The sequence below is a fragment of the uncultured Roseobacter sp. genome, assembly GCF_947493125.1.
GTDB lineage: Bacteria > Pseudomonadota > Alphaproteobacteria > Rhodobacterales > Rhodobacteraceae > Roseobacter.
Window position 1 is genome coordinate 38,905 of sequence record NZ_CANLQB010000009.1, and the last position, 26,110, is coordinate 65,014.

28 protein-coding genes are annotated in these 26,110 nt (G+C 66.1%); 7 read left to right on the forward strand and 21 right to left on the reverse strand.

The genetic code is table 11. The features are described 5' to 3' along the window. Window positions 1-47: 47 nt before the first annotated feature. The 3 genes from Q1A71_RS18700 to Q1A71_RS18710 are packed head-to-tail and all read right to left on the reverse strand — an operon-like array spanning window position 48 to window position 3,011. Entirely contained in the window at window positions 48-1,553 is a 1,506-nt protein-coding gene (locus tag Q1A71_RS18700) for a tripartite tricarboxylate transporter permease (RefSeq protein WP_299680014.1), read from the reverse strand. Window position 1,554: 1 nt separating this feature from the next. Beyond that, window positions 1,555-2,043 carry a tripartite tricarboxylate transporter TctB family protein gene (locus Q1A71_RS18705; protein ID WP_299680017.1) on the reverse strand — a complete coding sequence of 163 codons (489 nt, stop codon included), beginning with the start codon at window positions 2,041-2,043 and terminating at the stop codon, window positions 1,555-1,557. Further along, entirely contained in the window at window positions 2,043-3,011 is a 969-nt protein-coding gene (locus Q1A71_RS18710; protein ID WP_299680020.1) for a tripartite tricarboxylate transporter substrate-binding protein, read from the reverse strand. Before Q1A71_RS18710 ends, Q1A71_RS18705 begins: the two co-directional genes overlap by 1 nt. A 105-nt stretch (window positions 3,012-3,116) precedes the next feature. On the opposite strand from Q1A71_RS18710, the gene Q1A71_RS18715 reads away from it, so the two are divergent. The 3 genes from Q1A71_RS18715 to Q1A71_RS18725 all read left to right on the forward strand — a co-directional run bounded on the left by Q1A71_RS18715 (window position 3,117) and on the right by Q1A71_RS18725 (window position 6,153). Continuing rightward, window positions 3,117-3,785: a response regulator transcription factor gene (locus Q1A71_RS18715; protein ID WP_299680023.1), complete on the forward strand. Its 669-nt coding sequence runs from the start codon at window positions 3,117-3,119 to the stop codon at window positions 3,783-3,785. Between the two features lie 74 nt (window positions 3,786-3,859). Beyond that, window positions 3,860-5,161, forward strand: coding sequence for a sensor histidine kinase N-terminal domain-containing protein (locus Q1A71_RS18720; protein WP_366140305.1), 1,302 nt, complete (start codon window positions 3,860-3,862; stop codon window positions 5,159-5,161). After that, window positions 5,131-6,153 (forward strand): ABC transporter substrate-binding protein, encoded by a 1,023-nt coding sequence (locus tag Q1A71_RS18725; protein WP_299680029.1) that lies wholly within the window; start codon window positions 5,131-5,133, stop codon window positions 6,151-6,153. The genes Q1A71_RS18720 and Q1A71_RS18725 overlap by 31 nt, the downstream gene beginning before the upstream one ends. Before the next feature lie 22 nt (window positions 6,154-6,175). Here the strand turns inward: Q1A71_RS18725 and Q1A71_RS18730 are convergent, their stop codons facing one another. Genes Q1A71_RS18730 through Q1A71_RS18740 form a run of 3 tightly spaced genes read right to left on the reverse strand, consistent with a single transcriptional unit; the run spans window position 6,176 to window position 8,745 of the window. Continuing rightward, window positions 6,176-6,931 (reverse strand): ABC transporter ATP-binding protein, encoded by a 756-nt coding sequence (locus Q1A71_RS18730; RefSeq protein ID WP_299680032.1) that lies wholly within the window; start codon window positions 6,929-6,931, stop codon window positions 6,176-6,178. After that, entirely contained in the window at window positions 6,931-7,707 is a 777-nt protein-coding gene (locus Q1A71_RS18735) for an ABC transporter permease (protein ID WP_299680034.1), read from the reverse strand. Before Q1A71_RS18735 ends, Q1A71_RS18730 begins: the two co-directional genes overlap by 1 nt. 3 nt (window positions 7,708-7,710) lie before the next feature. Then, on the reverse strand, window positions 7,711-8,745 hold the full coding sequence (locus tag Q1A71_RS18740) for an ABC transporter substrate-binding protein (protein ID WP_299680037.1): 1,035 nt from the start codon (window positions 8,743-8,745) through the stop codon (window positions 7,711-7,713). A 152-nt stretch (window positions 8,746-8,897) separates the two neighbouring features. On the opposite strand from Q1A71_RS18740, the gene Q1A71_RS18745 reads away from it, so the two are divergent. Further along, a complete protein-coding gene (locus Q1A71_RS18745) occupies window positions 8,898-10,430 on the forward strand; it encodes a sulfatase (protein ID WP_299680041.1) in 1,533 nt (510 codons plus the stop codon). Here the strand turns inward: Q1A71_RS18745 and Q1A71_RS18750 are convergent. Genes Q1A71_RS18750 through Q1A71_RS18775 form a run of 6 tightly spaced genes read right to left on the reverse strand, consistent with a single transcriptional unit; the run spans window position 10,427 to window position 17,878 of the window. Then, window positions 10,427-11,362, reverse strand: coding sequence for a formylglycine-generating enzyme family protein (locus Q1A71_RS18750; RefSeq protein WP_299680044.1), 936 nt, complete (start codon window positions 11,360-11,362; stop codon window positions 10,427-10,429). The two genes, Q1A71_RS18745 and Q1A71_RS18750, sit on opposite strands and share 4 nt — an antisense overlap. Further along, a complete protein-coding gene (locus Q1A71_RS18755; RefSeq protein WP_299680047.1) occupies window positions 11,355-12,329 on the reverse strand; it encodes a sugar-binding domain-containing protein in 975 nt (324 codons plus the stop codon). Before Q1A71_RS18755 ends, Q1A71_RS18750 begins: the two co-directional genes overlap by 8 nt. Before the next feature lie 2 nt (window positions 12,330-12,331). Further along, on the reverse strand, window positions 12,332-12,997 hold the full coding sequence (locus Q1A71_RS18760) for a class II aldolase/adducin family protein (RefSeq protein WP_299680050.1): 666 nt from the start codon (window positions 12,995-12,997) through the stop codon (window positions 12,332-12,334). Continuing rightward, the gene (locus Q1A71_RS18765; protein WP_299680053.1) at window positions 12,997-14,058 is read right to left on the reverse strand and encodes a zinc-binding dehydrogenase; all 1,062 of its coding nucleotides are present in this window, start codon (window positions 14,056-14,058) and stop codon (window positions 12,997-12,999) included. Before Q1A71_RS18765 ends, Q1A71_RS18760 begins: the two co-directional genes overlap by 1 nt. Further along, complete coding sequence (locus Q1A71_RS18770) at window positions 14,055-15,569, reverse strand: FGGY family carbohydrate kinase (RefSeq protein ID WP_299680056.1); 1,515 nt, start codon at window positions 15,567-15,569, stop codon at window positions 14,055-14,057. The genes Q1A71_RS18765 and Q1A71_RS18770 overlap by 4 nt, the downstream gene beginning before the upstream one ends. Continuing rightward, the gene (locus tag Q1A71_RS18775) at window positions 15,566-17,878 is read right to left on the reverse strand and encodes a molybdopterin-dependent oxidoreductase (RefSeq protein ID WP_299680059.1); all 2,313 of its coding nucleotides are present in this window, start codon (window positions 17,876-17,878) and stop codon (window positions 15,566-15,568) included. Before Q1A71_RS18775 ends, Q1A71_RS18770 begins: the two co-directional genes overlap by 4 nt. Before the next feature lie 65 nt (window positions 17,879-17,943). Here Q1A71_RS18775 and Q1A71_RS18780 point away from each other — a divergent pair, with 65 nt between their 5' ends. Further along, the gene (locus Q1A71_RS18780) at window positions 17,944-18,867 is read left to right on the forward strand and encodes a thiamine pyrophosphate-dependent enzyme (RefSeq protein WP_299680062.1); all 924 of its coding nucleotides are present in this window, start codon (window positions 17,944-17,946) and stop codon (window positions 18,865-18,867) included. Window positions 18,868-18,880: 13 nt separating this feature from the next. Next, window positions 18,881-19,885 (forward strand): transketolase C-terminal domain-containing protein, encoded by a 1,005-nt coding sequence (locus Q1A71_RS18785; protein ID WP_299680065.1) that lies wholly within the window; start codon window positions 18,881-18,883, stop codon window positions 19,883-19,885. 295 nt (window positions 19,886-20,180) lie between these two features. Here Q1A71_RS18785 and Q1A71_RS18790 read toward each other — a convergent pair whose 3' ends face one another. From Q1A71_RS18790 to Q1A71_RS18830, 9 genes are all read right to left on the reverse strand, one after another. After that, window positions 20,181-20,804, reverse strand: coding sequence for a trimeric intracellular cation channel family protein (locus Q1A71_RS18790; RefSeq protein WP_299680069.1), 624 nt, complete (start codon window positions 20,802-20,804; stop codon window positions 20,181-20,183). Next, complete coding sequence (locus tag Q1A71_RS18795) at window positions 20,801-21,202, reverse strand: NUDIX domain-containing protein (protein ID WP_299680072.1); 402 nt, start codon at window positions 21,200-21,202, stop codon at window positions 20,801-20,803. Before Q1A71_RS18795 ends, Q1A71_RS18790 begins: the two co-directional genes overlap by 4 nt. Then, window positions 21,195-21,659 carry a ribonuclease HI gene (gene rnhA / locus Q1A71_RS18800; protein WP_299680606.1) on the reverse strand — a complete coding sequence of 155 codons (465 nt, stop codon included), beginning with the start codon at window positions 21,657-21,659 and terminating at the stop codon, window positions 21,195-21,197. Before rnhA ends, Q1A71_RS18795 begins: the two co-directional genes overlap by 8 nt. Then, window positions 21,652-22,245, reverse strand: a complete 594-nt coding sequence (locus Q1A71_RS18805; RefSeq protein ID WP_299680075.1) for a class I SAM-dependent methyltransferase — start codon at window positions 22,243-22,245, stop codon at window positions 21,652-21,654. The genes rnhA and Q1A71_RS18805 overlap by 8 nt, the downstream gene beginning before the upstream one ends. Further along, the gene (locus Q1A71_RS18810; RefSeq protein WP_299680078.1) at window positions 22,245-22,694 is read right to left on the reverse strand and encodes a DUF3429 domain-containing protein; all 450 of its coding nucleotides are present in this window, start codon (window positions 22,692-22,694) and stop codon (window positions 22,245-22,247) included. The genes Q1A71_RS18805 and Q1A71_RS18810 overlap by 1 nt, the downstream gene beginning before the upstream one ends. After that, complete coding sequence (locus Q1A71_RS18815; RefSeq protein ID WP_299680081.1) at window positions 22,691-23,143, reverse strand: YdeI/OmpD-associated family protein; 453 nt, start codon at window positions 23,141-23,143, stop codon at window positions 22,691-22,693. Before Q1A71_RS18815 ends, Q1A71_RS18810 begins: the two co-directional genes overlap by 4 nt. Continuing rightward, window positions 23,140-23,754 carry a LysE family translocator gene (locus tag Q1A71_RS18820; RefSeq protein ID WP_299680084.1) on the reverse strand — a complete coding sequence of 205 codons (615 nt, stop codon included), beginning with the start codon at window positions 23,752-23,754 and terminating at the stop codon, window positions 23,140-23,142. Before Q1A71_RS18820 ends, Q1A71_RS18815 begins: the two co-directional genes overlap by 4 nt. Beyond that, complete coding sequence (gene ispH, locus Q1A71_RS18825) at window positions 23,751-24,701, reverse strand: 4-hydroxy-3-methylbut-2-enyl diphosphate reductase (RefSeq protein WP_299680087.1); 951 nt, start codon at window positions 24,699-24,701, stop codon at window positions 23,751-23,753. Before ispH ends, Q1A71_RS18820 begins: the two co-directional genes overlap by 4 nt. Window positions 24,702-24,772: 71 nt before the next feature. After that, complete coding sequence (locus Q1A71_RS18830; RefSeq protein ID WP_299680090.1) at window positions 24,773-25,327, reverse strand: NYN domain-containing protein; 555 nt, start codon at window positions 25,325-25,327, stop codon at window positions 24,773-24,775. Window positions 25,328-25,424: 97 nt separating this feature from the next. On the opposite strand from Q1A71_RS18830, the gene folK reads away from it, so the two are divergent. Beyond that, the gene (gene folK, locus Q1A71_RS18835) at window positions 25,425-26,039 is read left to right on the forward strand and encodes a 2-amino-4-hydroxy-6-hydroxymethyldihydropteridine diphosphokinase (RefSeq protein ID WP_366140310.1); all 615 of its coding nucleotides are present in this window, start codon (window positions 25,425-25,427) and stop codon (window positions 26,037-26,039) included. Window positions 26,040-26,110: the final 71 nt, after the last annotated feature.

A 26,110-nucleotide genomic window follows, 5' to 3' on the forward strand; every position in this document is an offset into this window, starting at 1 on the left:
GCACCGGCCATGCCCGGCTGCGCCGGGCAGGACGGCTTTGCCGTCCATCAGTCGGTCACCGCTTGCGGTTTCTTCAGGATGTTGCGCAGGAACATCGGTGCCACGAAACCGGCGATGGCGGCCACCCAGAGGCCAATGGCGATGGGGCTGGAGAAAAGGTAGATCGGATCGCCATCCGACAGCGTCATGGCGCGGCGCAGCGCGTCTTCCATCTTGCCGCCCAGCAGGATGCCAAGGATCACGGGCACTGTGGGAACATCCAGCTTGCGCAGAATGTAGCCCAGCACGCCGAAGCCCACCATGAGCAGCAGATCGAAGTAGCTGCCCGAGAGCGAGTAGATGCCCACGAAGGAGATCATCGTCACGCCCGGCAGAAGCACCCAAGCAGGCACCGAGAGGATCTTCACGAAGATCTTCACCATCGGCACGTTCATCAGCAGGAGCACCACATTGGCGATGAGCAGCGAGGCGATGAGCCCCCAGACCACATCCGCCTTTTCGGTAAAAAGCGTTGGACCGGGGGTGATGTTCAGCGTCATCAGCAACGCCAGCAGCACTGCCGTGGTGCCCGACCCCGGCACGCCCAGCGTCAGCATCGGGACCAGCGCGCCTCCGGCGGCAGAGTTGTTCCCCGCCTCAGGCGCCGCCACACCTTTCGGCACGCCCGTGCCAAAGCCGCCCTTTTCCCCCGCGATGGATTTCTCGGACATATAGGCCAGGAAGGAGCCCAGCGACGCGCCCGCACCCGGCAGGATACCTGCAATGAAGCCCACGAAGGATGCGCGCAACATGGTCCATTTGGTGGCCATGATATCCTTCCAAGGAATGCGCACCTTGTCGAGCTTCACGCCGATGGAGGAGCCCTTGCCGTGGCTTTCGATGAAGAAGAACACCTCGGCGATCGCAAACAGCCCGACGATGGCGACAAGAAAATCGATGCCGTCAAACAGGTGCAGGTTGCCCCCCGTAAGGCGGGGCAAACCAGAGGAGCTGTCCACCCCGATCATCGCAATCCCGAGGCCCATGCAGGCCGCCAGCGCCGCCTTTGCCTGGTTGTTGGACGCCATGCCTCCGAGCGTGCAGAAGGCCAGAAGATACAGCGCGAAATACTCCGCTGGGCCAAAGAAAAAGGCGACCCGCGCCAGTGTCGGCGCCAGCAGCATCAGCCCAACGGTCGCCAGCAGCGCACCGACAAAGGACGCCACACCGGAGAGCACCAGCGCATCGCCGGCGCGGCCCTGCTTGGCCATCGGGTAGCCGTCGAGCGTGGTCATCAGCGCGGGCTCGTCGCCTGGGATGTTCAGCAGGATCGACGAAATCCGCCCGCCGTACATCGCGCCGTAGTAAACGGAGGTCATCAGAACCAGTGCGGAGGTCGCATCGAGCCCCAGTGTAAAGGCAATGGGGATCAGGATCGCCACGCCGTTCGATGGGCCGAGGCCCGGCAAGGCGCCGATGATCGTGCCCAGAAAGCAGCCGCAGACCGCCAGAAACAGGGTGAAGGGCGACAGCGCCACGGAAAACCCGAGCGCCAGATTGGCAAGGATATCCATGTCAGTGCCCCACGAATGGAATGAGAATTGTCAGCGCGTCCCAGAGCTTGGCGGCCGTCGGTACCTTGTAGGCGACGATATTGCCGAGGCCCAAGGCGAATTTGAACAGAACGAACAGCCCTAGAGACAGCCCTATGCCAGCGAAGATCGCGGGCTTCACATTGGGCGAAATCTGGTAGCTCAGAATGCCAGCCGCAAAGGCCGTCGGCAGGATGAAGCCCAAAGGCGTGATCATCACCGCATAGACACAGAGCACCAACACTGCGACCCCCATGGCGGCCCAGGTGCGGCCCACGGGCCAATCCGGGTCGGGGTCGGGGCGGAACATGATCGTGAGAGAGCAGAGCGCCGCCACCCCGCCAATCATCAGGGGAAAGAGCTTGGGCAGGAATTCACCCGAGAAGAGGTTCGTCTGGATCTGGGTGGCGGCCGCGATATACGCGACCGCCGTGATCAGACAGACCAGACCAAAAATCCGGTCCGAGGCCATTACTGAAGGACCCCCAGTTCCTTGGACATCGCGTTGATCTCGGCCACGAGACCATCAACGTAAGACTGGAAGTCGCCGCCCACCTTGGTGAAAGGCGCAAGGCCATTGTCGACCATGGCCTGGGCCCACTCATCGCTGTCAGCCACCTGCTGCAGCTTGCCGGCCCATTCGTCGAACTTCTCATCCGAGATATCCTTGGGCACGTAGAGACCGCGCCAGTTCACCGCGACCACGTCATAGCCCTGCTCCTTTGCCGTCGGGATATCCTCAAAGCCCGGCACGCGCTCTTCGGTCAGCACCGCGATCACGCGGATATCGCCATTGTTCAGGAAGGAGATGATCTCGGACATATCGCCCGTCATGGCCTGGGTGAACCCCCCCACGGTCTGGGTGATCGCATCCGCGCCACCATCGACACCGATGTATTTCACCTTCGTGATGTCGGTGAAACCGGCCTCTTTCAGGATCATCAAGGGTTTCATGTGGTCGAAGCCACCAACGGCCGACCCCCCCGCAAAGGCGACGGAGCCCGGATCGGCCTTGATCGCCTCCACAAGATCATTCAGCGACTGATATTCACTGTCCGCGGCCACGGCGATCACGCCCGGGTCTGCCCCGATGGCGCCCACAAACCGCACCTGATCCGCCGTCATGCCCGCATAGGCGTTCTGCGCCAGACGTGTGGTGGTCGCAGAAGACGCGGCGATGATCACATCGCCATCATCCGAGCGCTCGCTGACGACGTGGTTATAAGCCAGGCCGCCGCCCGCCCCGGGCATATTGGTGACCTGCACAGGCTGGTCGACCGCGCCGATGTCATACATGATCTTGCCGATCTGACGGCAGGTGAAATCCCAGCCGCCCCCGGGGTTTGCGGGTGCGATGCACTCCGCTGCCGTGGCGCCACTTGCCACGCCGACGGACAACACGGCACCCGTCATGAGCGCCTTGAAAAAGCGTTTCGTCATTGGTTCCTCCCATTTGACTTGACGAGTTTGCACTCGTTTCATGTGGTCAGATGACTGTAGGAACCTGACACGAACCTGTCACGCTGGAAGAATGAGCAGCACCAAATGAGATTTTTGCTGGTCGAGGACAACGCCGATCTGGCCCGCGCGCTGACCGGCCGCTTTGCGGTGGATGGGCATGTGGTGGACCATGCGAGCACGCTTGCGGATGCGGAGCTCGCCACGCGCACCGTGGCTTACGATCTGATTTTGCTCGATATTATGTTGCCTGACGGGGATGGCCGCGAGTTCCTGCGCCGCCACCGCGCGCAGGATGATCCGACGCCCGTAATCGTTCTCACGGCGCGCTCGGAGGTGTCTGATCGCGTGGGTTTGCTCGATCTGGGAGCCGACGATTACATCACCAAACCCTTCGATTTTGCCGAGCTCGAGGCGCGCACCCGCGCGGTGATGCGCCGCCTCGGCGGGGCGGCGGACAACAAAAAGGAATTCGCGGGGCTCATATTCGATTCGAATGCGGGCACCATCTCCGCCGGGGGGCGCTCCGAACAGCTGCGCAATCGTGAGATGCGCCTGTTGGAGGTCTTTTTCGCGGCGCCGGGGCAGATCTTTTCCAAGTCGCACCTGATGGACCGGCTGTTTTCCTTCGCCGATGACGTCTCGGAGAACGCCATTGAGGTCTACGTGGGCCGGTTGCGCCGCAAACTCAGCGAGACACAGGCGACCATCGAGACGGTGCGGGGCCTTGGCTATCGTATGGTGCGCCGGGAATGACCGCTGCGCGCGCGCCCAGCTCCATACGGCGGCGTCTGGTGGTGCAGCTGGCGCTGGTGGCGGCGTTGCTGTCGGTGGTCTTCTTCCTCGCGCTGCGGGTCGTGGCCGAGCGCGCCACCGAGGCCACGCAGGACAACATCCTCGCCGCCTCCGCCACCTCCATCGCAGACGCGGTCTATACAGATGCGGGCGTGGTGCGGGTGGAGATCCCGTATTCCGCGCTGTCGATGCTCGGCACGGTCAGCGAGGACCGCGTGTTCTACCACGTGATCCTCGATGGCGAGACGCTCACGGGCTATGAGGATCTGCCGGTGCCCGAAACCCGTGGGGCCGGGCGCGATCCGCGCTTTGCCACCACTCTCTATCGCGGCGACACGGTGCGCGCGGTGGTGGTGCGCCGCACGCTGAACGCCGATCGTATCCACCGGGTCGAGGTGGTGGTGGCGCAGACCCGGCTGGGCCTCGCCGCGATCTCCTCGCGTATCACCACCACGGCCACGGCCATCGGCGTGGTGTTCTTCCTCGCCGCCACCGCGCTCAGCACCTTCGCCGCCCAGAACGCGCTCGCGCCGCTGAGCCGTCTGGCCGAGGCCGTGCGCCGCAGAGGCCCGCGCGACCTGCGCCCCGTGACCGCCGAGACGCCCACTGAACTGACCCCGCTTGTCGGCGGGCTCAACGGCTTCATCGCCCGGCTGCGCGCGGCCCTCACCCGCTCCGAAGACCTGATCGTCGAGGCCGCGCACCGGGTGCGCACGCCGCTGGCCACCGTGCGCACGCAGGCCGAGATGGTGCATCTGCAGATGGAGAAGCCGGAGAATCGCGCGGCCCTGCGCCAGATGATCCGCGCGGTGGATGAAAGCTCCCGCTCTGCCGGGCAGCTGCTCGACCACGCCATGGTCACCCTGCGCTCCGACCAACTGGAGACCGAGGAGATCGACCCTGCCGACCTGCTCCGCGACGCGGTGGACCGGCTCTCGCCCACTGCGGACCTCAAGGACATCGCCATCGCCCTCGACCTTCCCGACGCAACGCTCAGAGTGCGGGGCGACGCGATCCTGCTGCAGAACGCGGTGCGCAACATCCTGGACAATGCGATCAAATACTCGCCCGCCGACACCCAAATCACCGTGCGGCTGGTTCCCGGCGCGACCTGCCGCCTGGAGGTCTGCGATCAGGGGCGCGGGTTCGTCGTGGAAGACGTGGCCCGCATGCCCGAGCGCTTCTCGCGCGGCTCGAACGTGGAGGACGTGGTGGGCTCCGGCCTCGGCCTCACCATCGTGCGCGACGTGGCCGAGGCCCATGGCGGTGCGCTCGACATCACGCCCAACACAGGAGGCCCCGGCGCATGCGTCACGCTTGTCTTGCCCTGCTCCTGACCTTTTGGGCCGCACTGGCCAGCGCCTTCGAGATCGAGGAAAGCCGCAGCTATCCAGCCCCCGGCAGCCCAGAACTGCGCATCCTTTCGACAGCCGACGCGGATGTCTTCGAGCCGATCATCAAGGCCTTCCAGGCGCTTCACCCGATCTCCATCACCTATGACGTGGCAAGCTCCGCGCAGGTCATGCAGGCCCTCTACGACGAGGAGGCGGGCTACGATCTGGCAATCTCCTCGGCGATGGATCTGCAGACCAAGCTGGCCAATGACGGGCTCGCGCAGCGCTACAGCTCCGACGCCACCACCGCCCTGCCGCCCTGGGCGAAGTGGCGCGACCAGATCTTTGCCTTCACGCAGGAGCCCGCGGTACTGGTCCTCAACGCCGACGCGTTCAAAGACCTGCCGTTGCCGAAAAACCGTGCGGGGTTGATTGCCCTGCTGCGCGACCATCCGCAGGTCTTTGATGGGCGCATCGGCACCTATGACGTGCGGGTCTCGGGCTTGGGCTATCTTTTCGCCACGCAGGATTCGCGCAACACCGAAAGCTTTTGGCGACTGACGGAGGTCATGGGGCGGCTCAACACGCGGCTCTACTGCTGTTCGGGCGAGATGATCGATGCGGTGGCGCGCGGCGAGCTGGCGCTGGCCTACAACGTGCTCGGCTCCTACGCGCAGGCGCGGCTGGCGGACACGCCCGGCATCGTGATTGTCGAGATGGATGATTTCGTCTCGGTCATGCTGCGCACGGCGCTGATCCCGCAGACGGCACAGGCACCGCAGGCCGCCGGGCTGATGATCGACTTTCTCGCCAGCATGCGGAACCGCCCCGATCTGGTCGCTGCCACCGGCCTGCCACCGGTGGTGAACGGCGCGGGCGCGGATGAGAGCGTGATCCGCCCGATCCGCCTTGGCCCCGGATTGCTGGTGTTCCTCGACCGGCTGCGCCGCGACACCTTTCTGCGCAGCTGGGTCAGTTCGATCGAGCAGAATTGAGGCGCGCACCGCCGGTCCGGCCTCAGTGGTCCAGCATTGCCCAGAGACGCCGCTTGATCTGGATGAAGTCGTCGGTGAGCCGCATCTCGTCGGCGCGCGGACGGGGCAGGGCGACCTCCTCCACATGCTGGATGCGGCCAGGGCGCGCGGACATCACCACGATCTTGTCCGACAGAAAGATCGCCTCCTCCAGATCGTGGGTCACGAAGATCACCGTCTTCTGCGACTGGCGCCAGGCGTCCAGCAGATCGGACTGCATCCGCTCCTTCGTCTGGGCGTCCAGCGCGCCGAACGGCTCGTCCATCAGCAGGACATCCGGGTCATTGGCATAGACCCGGCCAATATCGACCCGCTTGCGCATGCCGCCCGACAACTCGCGCGGCCAGCGGTCCTCAAAGCCCTTCAAGCCGACCATCTCGGTCCACTTGGCCTCGATCTCGCGCTGCTCGGCGGCACCCGCGCCCCGCAGCCGCGGCCCATAGGAGATGTTGCGCGCGACCGTCATCCAGGGAAACACCGCGTCCTGCTGAAAGACCATGCCGCGCCGCCGGTCCGTGCCCCGGATCACCTCGCCATCCAGCGTCATCCGCCCGTCGGAGGGATCGAACAGCCCCGCCATCATCTTCAGCAGCGTGGATTTCCCGCAACCCGACGTCCCGACAATCGAGGTGAAGCTGCCGCTCTCGAAGGTCAGTTCGATGTTCTCCAGAACGGTCAGCGCCTCCGCCGTGCCTTCGCCGAACGTATGGGTCAGCTTATCGACAACGATCTCGGGCATCAGTCGCGGGTCTCCGACCAGACCATCAGCCGCTTCTGAATGGCGCGGAAGCTGCGGTCCATGATGAAGGCGCAAGCGCCGATGATCACGATGATCATCATCACCTGATCGGTGAGGAAATAGCGCCGCCCCTCCTGCAGCATGAAACCAAGCCCGCTGGGCGCTGCGATGAGTTCCGCGGCCACCAGCGTGGTCCAGGCGGCGGCCAGGGCGATGCGGTAGCCGGTGATGATGAAGGGGGTGGCCGCGGGGACGGCCACGGTTCGAAACACCTGGAATCGCGTCGCCCCCATGGTCGAGGCGGCATCCACATAGACCTGCGGCACATTCTTCATGCCGGCAATCACATTGACCACGCAGACCATGAAGCAGGCGATGGTGATCAGCAGCACCCGGCTGAATTCCTCGATCCCGAACCAGATGATGATGATCGGAATATAGGCCAGTGGCGGGATCGGGCGGATCGCTTCGATCAGCGGATCGACGAGATATTCAACGGTCTTGTACCACCCCACCAGACAGCCGATGATCACCGCGCAGGTGGTGCCGATGAAAAAGCCAAGGAAGATGCGATAGAGACTGGCGCCAAGCGCATCGAGCAGCGTGCCCGCGCCGAGGTTGGTGAAGAACGAGCCGATGATATCGGGGATCGGCGGCAACAGGGCGGGGTTGTTGTCGGCCCGGCTGGTGACCAGCGCATAGGCCAGCAGCACCAGACCAATCGACAGGGCGCCCAGAACCAGACGCCCCGACAAAAGTCTTCTGAGCCAATCCATGGCCTAGAGTTGCTTGACGATCTGGTCCGAGACGAGCGCGTCGAGATCGGGCATGCCACCGATGCGCTCGTTCGCGACGAGGAACTCGGATTGCACGCGCAGCGCGTTGGTCAGCAGACCTTGCGCGTAGACGTCCTTGATCTCGGTGGTGTCGAAATAGAAATACCCGTTCAGGAGCGGCTCAACATCCGCCGCCGTGACCCCGGCGCGGCCCATGCCGGTCTGCCAGGCGATCATCCGCTCTACGGTGCCGGCATTGTCCTCGCGCAGCATCTTCACCGCCTGATCGTGGAAGGCGCGCACCACTTCGACATAGGCGGCCTCTTTCTCATCGAGGCTTTGCTGCGTGGTCATGAACACATCCATGATCGACGGCCGCTTTTCGATTGGCATCTGCGCGCCTTCGACCAGAAGCGACGCCTCCGGCAGCGCGTCATAGATCAGCTTGCGCGAGGTCGCCAGCGGCACCGTCGCGTCGACCGCACCGGCGATGAAGGCCGATTGCCCGTCGATGGGTTCCATGTTCACCCGGGTCAAACGCATGTCGCCCAGCCCCTCGTTTTCGAGTGCGACACCGAGGAAGAAATCGAAATTGGATCCGGAGGTCACGGCGATCTTCTTGCCTTCCAGATCGGCCAGCGAACTCATGCCGGGCTGGCCTACGATCTGGAAGAGGCCCGAGGCATCGCCGCAGATCGAAATCTCCCGGAAATCGGCCACCTTGCGGAACATGGCGGCCAGCGGCGGCACGGAGCCCACGGTGATCGTATCGACCGATCCGCCGACCATCGCCTCGATCGCCGGAGGCCCGGAGGGAAAGACCGAAAACTCCATCTCGACGCCCGGTGCAAATCCCTGGTCCTGGATCAGCCAGTAAAGCCCGAAGGAATAGGCCGGAATGATGCCCACGCGCAGCGTCTCGGTCGCCGCATGCGCCTTGCCGACGAAGAACCCCGGCGCCGCGAGCGCGGCACTGGCGGCAAGGCCCCCTCCCATCACCGCACGGCGTGTCACGTAACTGGTCTTTGAATTCGGCATAGCCTGTCCTCCCGGTCTTCTCCCACCCCGAGCGTTGAGATGCCTCTCTTCCGCCCTGGCTCCAATATATCAATTGTCATAATTTTTGACACTTGTCAATCTTGTGGAGGCAATCTAAGCTTTTGCGAACCCGATCCTTGCGGAGCCTTCGCATGAACATCGTTCTTGTGCTTGTCGACAGCCTGACCCGCAATTGCCTGCAGGCCTACGCGCCCGACAGCCCCTGCCGGACCCCGAATATCGACCGGCTGGCCGCCCGGGCGCATGTCTTTGACAATCACTTCGTGGGCAGTCTGCCCTGCATGCCCGCGCGCCGTGAGTTGATCGCCGGACGCAAGGAGTTCATGTGGCGCCCCTGGGGGTCGCTCGAAGTCTTCGACCCGCGCCTGCCGTCTGAGGTGAAGACGGGCGGCTATCACACCCATATCGTGACCGATCATTACCACTACTGGGAAGAAGAGGCGAACGGCTACATCCAGAGCTATGACACCACCGAGATGATCCGCGGTTATGAGGTGGATCACTGGCAGCGCCAGGACCCGCACGAGGAAAAACCCGTCTGGGTGCGCAAGGTCGAGGAGTTCCGCGCGCCCGAGCACATCGGGCAGTATTATGCCAACGTGAAGGATTTCGCGGGTGAGGAGGACTACTTCTCGGCCAAGACATTCGGGAGCGCCTGTGACTGGCTCGACAGGCATGCCCGCAAGGGCAAGTTCTTCCTGCATGTGGAAACCTTCGACGTGCACGAACCCTTCGATATCCCGGAGCCTTACGAGAGCATGTACGCCGACGGTGCCACCAAGAACGAGTTCAACATCTGGCCGCCCTATCAGGTCTATGACGACCTCAACGCCTTCATGGATCAGACCACGCCGGAGGAGCTGGCCTTCCTGAAATCGCAGTTCATGGGCAAGGTCACGATGATGGACAAGTGGCTCGGCACGCTCTTCGACAAGCTCGACGAGATGGCGCTGTGGGAAGACACGATGGTGATCCTGACCACCGACCATGGCCACGACATGGGCGAGCGGCGTGCCTTCGGCAAGCAGCACCCGCATTTCGACAGCCATGCCAACATCCCGCTGATGATCTGGCACCCCAAATACCCGGGCAACGGCACACGGCTTAGCGGTCTGACCCAGACGGTCGATCTCTTCGCCACCATCATCGACGCGGCCGGGGTGGAACTGACCCCCGCCAACCGCCACAGCCGCTCACTGCTGCCCATGATCACCCAAGGCACACCGTCGCCGCGCCAGGCGGTGCTGTACGGAACCTTCGGGCAGGGCGTCTGCGTCACCGACGGGGCGTGGACGCTGCTGAAGTCTCCGGTGCCCGACGCGCCGCTCTATCTCTATTCGACGGCGATCTTCCGGCCCCTGATCGTCGACAACCCGGTGGATGGCCGGCTGGCGAAGCCTCCGAACAAACCGGTCGATCAGGGCTACTTCGATCCCAGCGTCGATCTGCCCATGTGGAAGATCCCCATCAAGGTCGATCCGCGCACGGATGAGAACTTCCTCTTCCACCGGGCGGACGACCCCGACCAGTCGGAGAACCTCTGGGAGCGCGCCCCCGACGCGCGGGCCCGGATGCTGCGCCTGATGCGGGAGCTGATGGACGACGAAGGCTTTCCACCCGAACAACTCGCCCGGCTGGGGCTGGAGGAAACGGTCGCGGCCTAGAGGTCCCAGACCACCCGAAACCCGGTGTGGGTGGTGGTGCTGTCCGGCGCATTGCCGGTGCGCGCCGCGATCCGGTAGCGCCAGCAATAGCTCGCATGGCAGAGAAACGACCCGCCCTTGGTCAGCCGGAACCCCGCCATGCTGGCCTGCCGCTGCCGCGCCGCCTTGCGCTGGGAGCGGATGCGGAAGGGCTCGGCGGTCCATTCCCAGACATTGCCGACCATGTTGTAAAGACCGTATCCATTGGCCGCGAAGGAGCGCGCCGGCGCCGTGGTCTCATAGCCGTCGAGGGCCCGGTTCTGCTGCGGAAACCGCCCCTGCCAGACGTTGCAGGGAAAAAAGCTCTGATCATCCGGGTCCCGGTCGCCCCAGGGATAGCGCGCATCGGCCAACCCGCCCCGGGCGGCGTGCTCCCACTCCCGCTCGCTGGGCAGTCGCCCCCCGGCCCATTGCGCAAAGGCCCGGGCGTCGCGCCAGGAGACATGCACCACCGGATGGTCGGGGTGCCAGGCTGCTCGCGCGGTGCCCGGCCCGTTGATCTCGCGCCAATTGGCCCCCGCGATCCCGCGCCACCATTCGACCTGGGCTGCCCCCTGCGTCAGCCCGACATCATCCGCAAGCTGCGCCCAGAACACATAGGACCACCCGTGGTGCTCCGCTTCGGTGATATGGCCCGTGTCCTCGATGAACGCCGCGAAGTCGGCGTTGGTCACGGCGGTCTCGCCGATCCGGAAGGGCTTCAGCCGCCTGCTGCTCACGGGCCCTTCGGCGTCCTCGGCGATGAGCGGGCGGGCCGTGCCCAGCAGCGCCGGACCGCCCGGGATCTCCACGGTGGGATAATCCGCAACGCTCCGGCGCGGGGCATAGTCCGGACAGCTGTATCTGCCGGCGCCGCGCCGCGCGGCGGGCGCACAGCAGGGCGGCTCAGCCATTAAGCAGGGCGGTGCCAAGCGCTGAGTCGACGCAGAGATGCGTGACCAGCCCGCCGCGGATCGCCGCCAGCGCCGCGGCACTGCGGTCGGCACCACAGACGATCAGCAGGCGTTTGCGCGCGGCGCGCAGATCGGCGATCTGGGCCGCGATCAGCCGCGCCCGCGGCGGCAGGTCGATCTCGGCGCCCTGCGCGTCCAGATAACGGCAGCACACGATGCCAACCGCGCCGGCCTCCCGCGCGGCGGTCAGCTCGGCACCGCTGGCCATGCCCGCCGCCACCAGATGCGTATCGGGTTGCACGTTGCCGATCGAGTAGACCGCCAGATCCAGCGCGCCGAGCCGCTCCAGCTGCGCCTTGATCGTGGGCTCCGCCCGCATCCGCTCGGCCAGATCCGCGTTCGAAATCAGCCCCGGCGCATGCAGGGTAAAGCACTGTGCTCCCAGTTTGGTGGCGATCTGGATGGTGCAATTCTCCGAGGCTGGAACCCGCTCGGAGATCATCGACCCGATCAGTTGGCAGACTTCCACATCCGCCACCGGGTTCAGCGGCATCGCATCGGCCACCGCCATCACGGTCTCGCCCCAGGCCACGCCGATCCGGTCGCCGGGGCTCGCCACGTCCAGCAGCGCGCTGCAGGCGACCCGGCCCAGCTGCGCCAGCGTCTCGGCCCGGCTCAACGTCTGATCCGCCTCCGCATGGGCGATATAGACATCCTCCAGCCCGTAGGCCTCGCGCAGATCCCGCGCGAGGCTGGAGCCCGAGAGGTGCCGCCCGTCGACGCGGATGTCGACGATGCCCAGATCGCGGCTGTCGCGCAGCATGTTCACGATGGTCGCCCGGCTGACCTTCATCCGCTTGGCGATCTCGCCCTGGGTCAGCCCCTCGCCATAGTAGAGCAACGCCACATTCGACAGCAGTGCTTCTTTGTCTCCGCTCGGGCGGTGCGAGGATACGGGCCTGTCCATCCTCAGGAATTTACGTCCTTTTCCCCGGACTGGCCATAGTTCTGCCGGAACCAGGCCGCGCATCGGTCGATCTCCTTTTGCGGCAGCTCCTCCACCGTGCCGTGCAGCATCGCCAGATGGGTCGTCATGGCGGCCTCTTCCAGATACATCGCCACCGAGGTTGCCTCGGTCGCCGAGGCGCCCATCGTGAAGACGCCATGCGCCTTGACCAGCACCGCCATGCCGCCGTCCGCCGCCTCCAGAATCGCCTGACCGGTGTCGACCTCGCCCGGCGTGGCATAGCGTGAACAGGGCACGTCGCGCCCCAGAATATGGGTGATCGGCGTCAGCACCGCGGGAATGCGCGCGCCGCGTGCGGCGAAGCTCGTGGCATAGGGCGAATGGGTGTGGCACATGCCGCGAACATCCGCACGGTGCCGGTAGATGTAGAGGTGAATGCCGGTGTCCACCGACGGCTTCATCTCCCCCTCCACGATGCGCCCGTCGAGATCGACCACCACCATCGTCTCCGGCGTCAGCTTGGAGAACTTCACCCCCGAGGGCTTGATCACCACCAGCCCGGTCTCGGGATCGCGGCCCGAGACATTGCCGCCTGATCCCACCACCAGCCTGTTGCGCGGCAGCTCGTGGTTCTGCTCGCAGACCTCTTCCTTCAGCGCCTCCAGCATCACGCCACCTCCCTTTGGTTTCGGGGCACCCCATGCGGATAAACGACGATCTTCAGCGAGGTCTCCGCCTCCACCAGCAGGCGGAAGGCCTCCGCCGACTGTGCGATGTCGAAGCGGTGCGAGATCGCCTGATCGGCCTTGATCCGCCCCGCCTCCAGCAGCCGCAGATAGCTGTAGGTATCGGTGTGATCGGAGGAGTAGCGCGAGGTTACGGTGATCTGGTCGAAATAGGCGGCATTGCCGTCCCGCACCCAGTCGGTCTCGGGCGGCAGCGGCGCGCCGAGATGCAGGCAGCCCCCCACCTCCACCAGCGCCAGCGCCTGCGCCCAGGCCTCCGCAAAAGGCGCTATCACGATCACCGTATCGGCCAGCCGCCCGCCGTTGAGCGCGCGCAGCGCCGCCGCCGCGTCCTCGGTCCTGGGGTTGATCGTGTGGGTCGCGCCGAACTCTTGCGCGCGCGCCAGCCGCCAGTCCGAGAAGTCCAGCGCCACGACCTTACCCGCCCCGAAGAGCGGCGCCAGATGCACGAAACCCTGCCCCATGAACCCCGCGCCGACGACCGCCACCGTGTCACCCGGCTGGATGTGGCAGACCTTGAGCCCCGAGAGCACGCAGGACCACGGCTCGATGGTGACCGCCGCCTCGGTCGAGAGGCTCTCGGGGATCTTGTGCGCATCCATCGCCAGATGCTGCGCCGTCACCCGGTAGAATTCACAGACACCGCCTGGGTCGAGCGTCATGGACTTGTAGAAGGGGTCTCGGGTGAAATGCCCGCGCCGTGACAGATGCGAATTGATCCGCCCCACATGGTGATTCACGAAGACCCGGTCGCCCACGGCGAACTCCGTGACCCCGGCACCCACCTCGACCACCTCGCCCACCGGCTCATGGCCCAGCACCTTGGGCTCGGACTTGTACCAGGCCATGGTCTCGCCGCCGCAGAGCCCGCAGGCCAGCGTCTTCATCAGCATCTCGCCCGGTCCGATCTGTGGCACCGGGCGCTCTTCCAACCGGATATCGTCGATGGCGTATTGGACGGCGGCCTGCATGGTTCGGGTCATGGCTGTTCCTTGCGCAGAGATGAAAGCTCCGCCTGCAGCATCCGATGATGCTGGGCGATGGTGTGATAGCGGGCGAAGACCGGGCCATAGCGGTCGTGGTCGCGCGGCGTATAGGTCTCCTGCGCCTCGGCGCGTCGGGCGGCCAGCGCCACGGCTTCGCCATGGCCGGCGGCCGCGGCCCCCAGCGCCGCCGCGCCCCAGAGCCCGTGATCGGAAGCGGCACTCACCAGAACCGGCTGGCCCATGACATCGGCGATGATCTGGCTCCAGACCGGGTTGCGCGCGCCACCCCCCGTCAATTGTACGGGCGCCGTCGGCAGCCCGCCTTCCGCCTCGAAGCAATGGCGCAGGCTGAGGGCGGCGCCCTCCATCACCGCGCGGCCCATGTCCCCCGTCGTGGTGGTCGCCGACAGCCCATGAAAGGCGCCGCGCATGTCCGGGGCGACAAAGGGCGCGCGCTCACCGTTCAGATAGGGCAGGAAGGTGACCCCGTTCGATCCGGGCGGCACCGCCTCGACCAGCGCATTCATCCGCGCGGCAACGTCGCCCACCGAGGCGCCGCCCAGGCTCTTGGGATGCAGCCCCGCGAACCAGTCAAAGGCTGCCGCTCCGGTGGTGGGGGCCAGCACCCGGATCACCACGTCCGATGTGGGGTGCAGGACACTGGCGCCCACCGGCGCATCTGCCGGTGTCACCCGGTCGGTGAGGATGTTCACCACCGCCGTCGTTCCCAGGATCATCATCGTCTGGCCGGGCTGGTCCATGCCCATGCCGACGATCATCGCCGACAGATCGAGCGTGCCGACGGCCACCGGCACCCCCTCCGGTAACCCGGTCGCGCGCGCCGCCTCCGGTGTCAGCCCGCCCAGCGTCTCATCCGCCCGGCGCGGCGCCACCAGCCGCGGCGCGATGTCCGCGCAGTCCAGCGCCGCCATCTGCGCCTCGGAATAGCCGCGGGCGGCGAAGTCGAGAAAGGGGATCGACGCATCCGAGACATCGGTCGCGATCTGCCCGGTCAGGCAAAGCCCGATCCAATCGGCACAGGTCACCGCATGCGCGGTCCGCGCGGCCACCTCCGGGCGCTGGTCGCGCAGCCAGCGCCAGAGCATGCCCGAGGTGCCCGACCACAGCGACGTGTGGCAGCCCCGGCCAATCGCCGCCGTCGCACCGCGCTCGGTCAGCGCGGCCAGATCCTCCGCGGTGCGCGTGTCGTTCCACAGCATCGCGGGGCCCACGGGCGCGCCGTCTTTGGTCACGCACCAGAGCCCATCGCCCTGCGCCGCCACCCCCAGCGCGGCGAACTGCGCCCCGGCGCTTTTCCCGGCCAGATCGGAGAGCACGGCGCAGACCGTCTGCCAGACCTGCGCCATGTCCTGCTCGCTCTCGCCCCCGGCGCGCTGGATCACCGCATTGGGGGCCTCCGCCTGGGCGATCTGCGCGCCGTCCGGCGTATAGGCGGCGGCCTTCACCGCCGTGGTGCCCACATCCAGCCCCACCCACAGCGCCGTCATATGCGGCCCTCCGCGGGCGCGCCCTCGGCCGGCCGGATCGTCGGCGGCCGATCAATGGTGAGCGGCGGCAGCGGGCGCGTCCACTTCTCCACCCGCACCAGCGCCGTATGGGCCATGTTGCCCTGGCTGAGCTCCGAACACCCGCGGTCGATGGTCAGCACATTCGGGTTCCCATGCACCTCCAGCGGCGCGCCGTCGATGATCTGCGGGTCGAACCACGCCCCCGTCGCTAGCGCGATGCAATCCCGGCGCAGCAGCGGGTCCAGCCGCAGCCCAGCCAGACAGGCTCCGCGCGCCGTCCAGAGCCGCAGGATATCCCCTTCCTGCACTCCCCGCGCTGCTGCGGTCTCGGGGTGCAGATAGGCAGGCTCCCGCCCCGCGATCTTATCCGCCAGCGCCTCGCTGCCGCGATCGTTCTGCCCGTGCAGCCTTGTGTCGGGCTGGCCGGAGATCAGATGCAGCTCGTCGCTCTGTGCGGCCAGAAGCGACTCCACCGGCGGTATCCAGGTTGGGTGCCCGGGGCAGCCGGACAGCGCGAAGCCGTCAATCGTCGCGTTATGCAGGGTGATCCTGCCGCTCTCCGTGGCCAGCGGCGCGCCCTCCGGATCGGCGACAAACCCGGCAAAGGCGATCCGGTCCTCCTCCGCGTCCGGCACATCGAAACGCCCGGCCTCGGCAAACCCGTCGAACCCGGGGAGCGCGATGCCCTCCTGCTGCGCCACGCACTGGGCCGCGCCCCAGAGATGGCGCAGCCAGCCGTCGCTGTCGCGCCCTTCGGTGAAGGCCGCCTCCAGCCCCATCTCGCGGGCAATCCCGCGGAAAATATCATAGTCATCCCACGCCGCGCCCATCGGTGCGAAGGCCGGTGACATGAAGAACAGCGACGGATCGCGCCGGTTCATCATCAGATCGCGCCGCTCCAGCGGGCTCGTGGCAGGCAGCACGATGTCCGCGCGCCGCGCCGTGGCGGTCCAGCTGTGATCCTGGATAACGATGGTCTCGGGCCGCCGCCACGCGGTCTCCAGACGGTTCAGATCCTGATGGTGGTGGAACGGATTGCCACCGCACCAGTAGATCAGCCGGATGTCCGGATAACGCCGCGTCGCCCCGTTGTAGCGGTAGGCGCCGCCGGGGGTGAGCAGCATATCGGCAACGCGCGCGACCGGAATGAACTCATCCACCGGGTTCCGGCCCTGCGGCAGCGACGGCCAGTCGATCAGCCGCGCGGCCCGCCCCACATGGGTGGTCGAGCCGTAGCCGAAGGCAAAGCCCGTGCCCGGCTGGCCGATCTGCCCCAGGACGCAGACCAGCCCAAGAGCCGCCCAGAGCACCTGTTCGCCGTGATCGGCCCTCTGCAGGCCCCAGTTCACCGCAATCATGCTGCGGCTTTCGGCCAGCGCGGCGGCGATCTCCCGGATCCGCGCCGCCGGGATATCGCAGAGCGGCGCGGCCCAGTCGGCTGATTTCGCCACGCCATCCGCCTCCCCCAACAGATAGGCGCGCCAGATCGGCCAGCCGCTGGTGCAGCGCTGCAGGAATGCCTCATCCGCCTGACCCGCCGCGACCACCTCATAGGTCAGCGCCAGCAGCAGCGCCGTGTCCGTGCCGGGCCGGATCGACTGCCATTCGGCACCCGGCATGTCGGACCCGCGCGGCGAGATATTGATCACCCGCGCCCCGCGCTCCCGCAGCCGCGCCAGGGGCAGGCCGATGTCGTGCCGCGCCACGCCGGAGGAGGAGATCTGCGCGGTGCGCTCGGAGATCCCGCCGAAGGCCAGCAGCAGATCGCAGTGGTCCCCCACCAGGCGCAGGCTAGTCATCTCGTCCTGAAAGGCGCGGTTGCTCAGCCCGATGATATGCGGAAAGAGCACCTCCGCCGCCGCGTGCGAATAGGTCTCGCGCGAGCTGACATACCCGCCCGCAAGGTTGAGAAAGCGCCGCATCTGGCTTTGCGCGTGGTGAAACCGCCCCGTGCTCGCCCAGCCATAGGAGCCGCCGAAGATCGCGCCGTTCCCGTGGGTGTCACGCACCCGCGTGATCTCCCGCGCCACCAGGCGGCTGGCCTCCGCCCAGTCCAGCGTGATGAACTCATCCGCGCCGCGCGCCTCACCGCTGTCGCCCTCCAGCCAGCCGCGCCGCACCACCGGCGCCTGCACACGGCTGCCGGGATCGCGCGCCGCCGAGACCCAGCCGCGCCCGATGCGCGAGGGGTTGGGATCGTCCTCAAGCGGTATGAGGCCCCCCGCGCCGTCCAGTCGATAGGTGCCCCAGTGGGACGCGGTGTATGCCATAAACCGTTTCTCAGCCATCGTGAGTCCTTGACTTTTACATATGATAGAAATACTGACTTTTGTAAAGTATTCGCGAGGACGCCATGCGGAATGAAAAAACCACCGAAGACGTCGCTCTCGGGATCCGGCGCAGAGTATTTGAGCATTCGATCCGGAACAATGGCGGCTATCTCAGCCAGGCCTGTTCGGCGGCCGAACAGCTGGCCTGGCTTTACAATGAAGAGCTGACGCTCGGCGCGCCCACGCTGCCCCTGATCCCCGAACCCTTCGGCGGCGTGCCGTCGGCGGAGAACGCGGGCTATCACACCGGCGCGGGCTACAACGGGCCCGCAGCACCCGAGTTCGACCGCCTGTTCATCGCCCCGGCGCATTACGCGCTCGTCGCCTACGCCACGCTGATCGAGGTCGGGCGGATGGCGCCCGAGGGGCTGGAGATGTTCAATCAGGACGGCTCCTCGGTGGAGATGATCGGCGCCGAACACAGCCCCGGCATGGAGGTGCACAACGGCACGCTCGGGATCGGGCTCTCCACCGCCGCAGGGCTCGCATGGGGCCGCAAACGCCGCGGTGAGCCGGGGCGCACCTGGGTCTTCATGTCCGACGGCGAAGTGCAGGAGGGCCAGACCTGGGAGGCGGTGCAGGCCTGCGCCTTCCACGGCATCGAGGTCAAGGCGATCATGGATGTGAACGACCAGCAATGCGACGGCGCGATGTCCTCGGTGATGGAGGTCGGCGACATCCGCACCAAGTTCGAGACCTTCGGCGCCGCCTGCATCGAGATCGACGGCCACGACCTCGGCGCCATGCGCGATGCGGTCCGTGAACCGCACGCGGGCAAGCCGCTGATCATCCTCGCGCGCACCAACCCGTTCCACAGTATGCCGATCCTGGAGGAACGCTTTCCGCGCCTGCACTACGTGCGCTTCAAATCCGACGAGGAACGCGCCCGCTTCAATGTGTCGATTGCTGCCGATCTCGGCGTCGATCCCATCGACTACGCACAGTGAGAGGTCCCGCATCATGGTAGAGATGGTCAACCGCCCCTATGCCAGGGCCTTCGAGACATTCGCCGCCGGCAACCCGGACATCCTCTGCCTCTCGGCGGATCTGACCTCCTCCTGCGAAATCGACGGCTTCCGCGACCGCCACCCGGACCAGTTCCTCTCCCTCGGCATGGCCGAACAGAACATGATGAGCTTCGCCGGCGGGCTAGGCCTCGCCGGGTTCCGGCCCTTCGTGCACACCTTCGGCGTCTTCATGTACCGCCGACCCTACGATCAGCTGATGGCCTCCATCGCGTACCCCCGGCGCAAGGTCCGGCTGATGGGGTTCCTGCCCGGTGTCACCACGCCCGGCGGCATGACGCATCAGTCCATTGAGGACATTGCCGTCATGCGCTCGATCCCCAATATGACCATCCTGGAGACCGGCGATGCCACCGAGGTCGAAAGCATCTGCGCCGCCGCCGACAGCATCGACGGGCCGGTCTGGTGCCGCATTCTGCGCGGCACCGTGCCCCGGCTCTTCGACACCCCGATCCGCGTGGGCGAGATGCGCGAGCTGTCCCCGGGCGACGACATCCTCGTCGTGACCTCCGGCATCACCACCGAAGAGGCCCTGCGCGCCCGCTCGGCGCTGACCAAGGCGGGGCTCAGCATCCGGCACCTGCATCTGCACACGATCAAACCCTTCGATCACGCGGCATTGCTCGACCATATCGCCTCGGTCCGCTCTGGCGTGATCACGCTGGAAAACCACGTGACCGAGGGCGGCATCGGCAGCCTCGTGGCCGAGACCATGGCCGATGCCGGCGTCGGCAAGCGGCTGATCCGGCTGGGGCTCAAGGACACCTATGCGCATGGCGGCTCCCGCGCGTATCTCATGCGGTACTACGGGCTCGACGCGCTGGCGCTGGTGCGCGGTGTCGAAGATCTGCTGGAGACGGAATTCGGCATCTCCGAGGCGGATCTCGACGCCGCCCGTGTCGATGACGTGCACTCTCTCGCCAAGGCCGAAGCGCTCTGACAGCGGGCTGCACTCTCGCAGGTGCGCAGGCCGCCGGCCCTCGAACAGGGGGGCCGCCGTCAGCGGGCGAGCGCAGGGCGGCCTATCTCCTCACCGGCGCGATTGCGGCACGCGTTCGCGCCCATGTCCTCGCGCCTGCGCTGATATCCGTCGGCGCTCCATCCCGCGTCGGACCCGCCGCATGCTCGGGCAGGAGCGCAGTGGTCTCGGGGTCCTCTGCCTCACATCTCATTTGATGCAAGGCGATCGGGTTGACCGCACGACCACTGCGCCCGGCGCTCTCGTCCGGCATTGCCTAGCTGCGCGGCGGACGGCTCTTGTAGACCGGCAGGCGCCATCCGAAGGCCAGAGAGCCCGCCCGCAGCGCCCATGTCACCCCCGCGCAGAGCATCAGCGGCACCAGCGCATCCGGGAAATAGGGCCGCGCAAAGGCCGCCACCGCAGCACCCGCAAAGGCCGCGGTCACGTAAAGCTCCCCCTGTTTCAGCACCAGCGGCACATCGTCGAGCACGACGTCCCTCAACAGCCCGCCCATGCAGCCGGTGATCGTGCCCATCAGCACCACCACCAGCACCGGCTGCCCCAGCGCCAGCGCCACGCCGGTGCCCGCAGGCACCGCCACGGCCAATGCAAAGCTGTCCAACCAGATCAGCGTCTTCAGCCGGCTCTCAAAGAGATGCGCGGTCAGAAAGACCAGCAACGCCGCAGCACAGGCCACGCCGATATAGGCGGGCTGCGCGATCCAGAAGATCGGATTGCGGTCGAGCAGCACGTCCCGCACGGTACCGCCGCCCACCGCCGTCAGGCAGGCCACAAAGGCGAAGCCCACGATGTCGAGCTGCTGGCGCGACGCCACCAGCGCGCCCGTGAGCGCAAAGATAAAGACCGAGGCGTAATCCAGAAACCCAATCAGGCTCACAGCGCCCTCCTGATCCAAAGGGCGGCACGCCGAAAGGGCGGCGCAAACCGCTCCGGCAGGGGCGCGTCCAGCTCCAGCCAGAAGAAGCGGAAGAGATGCCCGCCATCGTCGGCGCAATGGTGCTGCCAGCGCTCTCGCAGAGGCCCCGCCAACCGGCAGAGGCTGAAATGCCAGCGCGCGCCCGTGTCGATCTCCGTACTCTCGCCGAGATAAATCGCCGCCCGCGTCTCCAGCCCGCTTTCCTCGAACAGCTCGCGCGCCGCGGCCCGCTCGGGCCGTTCCCCCGGTTCGATCCCGCCTTTCACCAGCTGCAACCCGGCGAGAGGGTGTTCAAACGCCGCGATCCGTCGCGGCACCCCGTCGAGATGCAGCGCGACCGGGCAGGCGACCTCACGCACCGGCAGCCTTCTTGAAGGGCGCCATGCCGGCGCGCGCCAGCTCGTCCGCGCGCTCGTTCTCCGGGTGGCCCGCATGGCCCTTGACCCATTTCCAGGTCACGTCATGGGCCGCGTTCGCCGCATCCAGCCGCTGCCACAACTCGGCATTGGCCACAGGCTTCTTTGCGGCATTCTTCCAGCCGTTCTTCTTCCAGCCAAAGATCCAGCCCGTGATGCCATTCTTCACGTAGTTGCTGTCGGTCACGATGGTGATCGTGCTGCGGCGGCTCAGGCTCTCCAGCGCGTGGATTGCCGCCAGCAGCTCCATGCGGTTGTTCGTGGTCTCTGGCTCGCCACCCTTGAGCTCACGCTCCTTCACCACAGCCTCGCCCTCCATGGCGCGCAGCAGCACGCCCCAGCCGCCGGGGCCCGGATTGCCCGAACAGGCGCCGTCGGTATATGCAAAAAGCTCAGCCATGAGCGGCGAGGCATATCCAGTCGGCTTCGACACCGTCAAGGCCCTTTTCGCGCCCCGTTGTCCGGTCGGTCACTGTCAGCCCCACGTCCGCCAGCAGCCCGGTCAGCTCCGCATCGGTGTAATAGGTGTAAAGCCGCCCGATGGGATCGCGCTTTTCGCCTGTCCCGGTCTTCATGCCGATGTGAAAACGCCCCCCGGGTCTCAAGGCTTCGGCAATCGCCGTCAGATGCCGGGGCATGTCGCCACGCGGGGCATGCAGCAGCGAGAAATTCGCCCAGATGCCGTCATAAAGATCGGTGCCGATGACATCGTCAAACCCCGCCACCCGCGCGTCCACGCCCGAATGCGCGTTGGCCAGCGCCACCATCTCCGGCACCGGATCGAAGGCTGTCACCTGCAACCCCGCCGCAGCCATCTGAGCGGCAGAATTGCCCGGTCCACAGCCCAGATCCAGCGCATGGCCACCCTCTGGCAGGGCCTCAATGAAGGCCCTCAAATGGGGGGTCTGTGCGCTGCCACCCGAAAACCGCCGCGCATAGTCCTGCGCCCGTTCCGCATAGACCTTCAGGGTTTCCGCATCACTCATCAGATCACCGTGACCACGAGGCACGCGACCACCACGGTGGTCAGCAAAACCCGCAGCGCCATCCACCAGCGCGGCGTCAGCCCCCATTGCGAGAAGGCGAAATCCAGCACCAGCAGGCCCAGAAACCCGAAGATCAGGTTCATCGCCGCCGTTGTCGGCCCGCCGCCGGTCATGAAGAACGCCCAGAGCGCCGGGATGACCGAGAGCGCATAGCCCGTCGCCGCCCGCGCGCCGGAGGTCTTGGTGGCAAAGCCCCAGAGCACGCCCGACATGAACGACAGGATCACCGAGCCGTAGAAGAGCTGTACGTAAGGCCCCACGAACCGCGGCCCCAGCGCCTCGGCGCCCCAGGCCGCGAGCGGGCCGTTCACGTAGGTCGCCGCGCCCCAGACAAAGGGGACGAGCCCGGCAAGCCCAAGGATCAGCGGTGCGGTGGGAATGCGGCTCATAACCCGTCCACCAGTCCGGCGATCCGCTTGGCCCGCGTCTCGGGGCGTTTCGCGGCCGTCACATGATGCAGCATCCCGCGTTGTTTGCCGGGCGTCAGGGCGGCCCACTCGGCGGCACGCCCTGCACCGCGCAGGGCAGCCATCACATCCTCCGGCACCTCGACCTCATCGGGCGATGCGGGCCGCAACCGCGCCTCAAAGACCTCACCGGGTTCCAGGCCGGTCTCGCGCAGCAGCGCCTTGCCGGTGTAGAGGAACACGCCGTCGATGGCGGGCGATTTGGTCAGCGCGAGGTTCACCGGGTGATCGTTCAACTCGCCTTCCACCCGGCGCGCGCCCCGCGCTTGCAGCGCCGCTGCCACGTCATCGGGCAGGCGCAACACGGTGTAGGTGTTCTTGCCCCATTCCATCGGAGTGATCACGGCGTCAAAACTGATCCAGTCGCTCACGCCCGCTCCAGCGCCAGACGACCCGCAAGCGCTGCAAAGATCGCCGCGAAGGAGCGGTTGAGCCAGCGCATCACCGCCTCCGAGCCCAGCAGCCACCTGCGTGCCTGCGCCGCAAAGAGGCCATAGAGCACGAAGACTGCGAAGGTCAGCGCCATGAAGATCGCCCCCAGGACGGTCATTTCCAGCGTGGCCGTGGCCGGGTTGCCGGAGAGGAACGGGGGCAGGAGCGCCAAAAAGAAGATCGACAGCTTCGGGTTCAGGATGTTGATCAGCGCACCGCGCCGGGCGATGCGCCAGCCGTTCTCGACCTTGCGATCCGCCGAGATCGCCAGCGCCCCGCCCGAGCGCAGCGATTGCCACGCAAGATAGAGCAGGTAGGCCACGCCCGCGACCTTCACGACCGTAAACAGGACGGCGGAGGTATGCAGCACCGCCGCCAGCCCCAAGGTTGCCGCCGCAAGGTGCGGCACGATCCCGAAGGTGCAGCCCAGAGCCGCCCAGAGCGCCGCCACGCGGCCTTGGCCCAACCCCAGCGCCAGCGTGTAGATCACGCCCGTCCCGGGGGCCAGCACGACAACAATGGCGGTCAGAAGAAATTGCAGCGAAATCATGCGGGCACCCTCAGCACACGTGGAACCTTGAATTCGACGTTTTCAACGGCGGTCTCCACCACCTCGCGGGTCACGTCATAATGTTCGGAAAAGGCGTCCATCACCTCGTTGATCAGAACCTCGGGCGCCGAGGCCCCGGCGGTGATCCCGATGCTGCGGATGCCCTCCAAAGCGCGCCAGTCGATGTCACTCGCCCGCTGCACCAGCTGGGCATAGTCACAGCCCGCGCGCGCGCCGACCTCGACCAGCCGCTTGGAGTTCGACGAATTCGGCGCGCCCACCACCAGCATCGCATCGCAATGCGGCGCCATCGCCTTCACCGCTTCCTGCCGGTTGGTGGTGGCGTAACAGATGTCTTCCTTGTGTGGACCCACTATGGCCGGGAAGCGTGCTTGCAGTGCCGCAACGATATCGGCGGTGTCATCCACGCTCAGCGTCGTCTGGGTCACATAGGCCAGCCGCTCCGGGTCGCGCACCGAGACGGTGGCCACATCCTCCACCGTCTCGACCAGCAGAACCTCGCCCTCCGGCAGCTGCCCCATGGTGCCCACGGTCTCGGGATGGCCCGCGTGGCCGATCATGATCATCTGCAATCCATTGTCGGAATGCCGCTGCGCCTCGATATGCACCTTGCTGACCAGCGGGCAGGTGGCATCCACATAGATCATCTCGCGCGCGGCGGCGGCGGCGGGCACTGCCTTCGGCACCCCATGGGCGGAGAAGATCACCGGCCGGTCATCGGGGCACTCATCCAGCTCCTCGACAAACACCGCACCCATTTCGCGCAGCCCGTCAACCACAAATTTATTATGAACGATTTCGTGGCGCACGTAGACCGGCGCGCCCCATTTTTCCAGCGCCATTTCCACGATCTTGATGGCGCGGTCCACGCCCGCGCAAAAGCCGCGCGGGGCCGCGAGATAGAGGGTCAAAGGGGGTTTCGTCATCTGCACGCTCCGGTCATGTCACCAGAGGTACGCCCTTGGGCGGCGAGCGTCCAGAGCGACGTCGCAGCAGGTCAGCCGTTGGCCGCGTCCGGCACGTCGCGGGGCGGGCGCCCGATCACGTCCTTCAGCTCGTCCAACTCGATGAAATTGTCCGCCTGCCGGCGCAGATCGTCGGAGATCATCGGCGGCTGACTGCGGATCGTCGAGACAACCGAGACGCGAACACCTTGTCGCTGCAGGCTCTCCACCAGCGGGCGGAAATCGCCGTCACCCGAGAACAGCACAATGTGATCGACCCGCGGCGCCAATTCCATGGCGTCCACCGCAAGCTCGATATCCATGTTTCCCTTGACCTTCCGGCGGCCCATGCTGTCGGTGTATTCCTTCGCGGGCTTGGTCACCATGGTGAAGCCGTTGTAGTTCAGCCAATCAACCAGAGGGCGAATGGGCGAATACTCGTCGTTCTCCAGAAGGGCCGTGTAGTAGAACGCACGCAGCAGCTTGCCCCGACGCATGAACTCCTGACGCAGCAGCTTGTAGTCTATGTCAAATCCCAGAGACTTCGCCGCGGCGTAGAGATTCGAGCCGTCGATGAACAGCGCGAGCCGTTCGTCCTTGTAAAACATTTTGGGTCCTTCCGATGGGGCCGGTCGCTGGTGCTCATGAAACAATTTGATTACTTATTGAGCGAACCGATCAGTTCAAAAATAGGGTTTTTTGATCTTGCCGCAAGAGACACTCCCGCCCCAAACAGGCAAAAAACTGCCACAAATCCGAACAATTGCGCTGGTTGCCCTAGGGTCAAATCGCTCAACGGAACAGGGAAGCCCATCTGTGGTGGTGCAAAAGGGCATTGAGGCGGCCGCAAAATGCCTCGGGGTGATTCGCGCCCGCAGCCGTTTGTACCGGACCCCGGCCTTCCCGCCGGGAAATGGTGCAGACTACGTAAATGCGGCGATCAGCGTGGAGACCGATCTGCCGCCCGGCGACGTCATTGCGGCCCTGCACCGGGTCGAGGCGCAGATGGGCCGGACCCGTGTCAAGAGGTGGGCGGACCGCAGCCTCGATCTCGACCTGATCGGCATGGGCGATTTGCTGCTGCCGGACCCGGACACCCATGCCAGATGGCGCGCGTTGCCGCTCAAAGCGCAGATCGAGACGGCTCCGGACCAGCTCATCCTGCCGCATCCACGCGTGCAGGAGCGCGCCTTCGTGCTTGTCCCGCTGGCCGATGTGGCGCCCGATTGGGTGCACCCCGCGCTGGGACAGAGCGTGACAGAGATGCTGGCGGCGCTGCCCCGCGAGAGCGTCGCTCAGGTGCGCGCGCTCGCCGATTGATCGCGCAGCCAGTGGCAGTCAACGCCGCGCGGTCGCTCAACAGCCGGAATCGCGTCACGTGAGCGGTCGTG